Source organism: Clostridium sediminicola (genome assembly GCF_050402865.1).
Lineage (GTDB): Bacteria > Bacillota > Clostridia > Clostridiales > Clostridiaceae > Clostridium_AF > Clostridium_AF sediminicola.
In genome coordinates, this window is the sequence record NZ_BAABMF010000082.1 from 1 (window position 1) to 363 (window position 363).

The following is a 363-nucleotide window of genomic DNA, read 5'->3' on the forward strand; positions in this document are numbered from 1 at the left end:
GTGGATTTGTATATACACCAGCTTTAGTATTAAGTGAAATTACTGGATTATCATTCAAAGCATGGGTTCCAATTATTGTTGTTTTCGCAATTATTTATACAGCTGTTGGAGGTATTAAAGCAGTTATTTGGACAGATGCAATACAAGCTCTTGTGTTATTTGCAGGTTTAGTATTTGCAGTAATATTTGCTTCAAGTCAAGTACCAACAGGATTTAGTGGAATAATGCAAGCTGCTAAAGAAGCTGACAAGCTAAAATCTTTTGATTGGTTATTCAATAAAGATTCATTAAATATGTGGACAGTAATGATCGGTGGATTTGCAATGTGGATAGGATACTTTGGATTTGACCAAGGTCAAGTAC

The 363-nt window shown here is 33.9% G+C and carries 1 protein-coding gene; it reads left to right on the forward strand.

Translation table 11 applies throughout. The annotated features are described in order from the left end of the window. The coding region (locus ACQ3F0_RS26830; RefSeq protein WP_428868874.1) for a sodium:solute symporter family transporter at positions 1 to 363 on the forward strand (363 nt) is incomplete at both ends.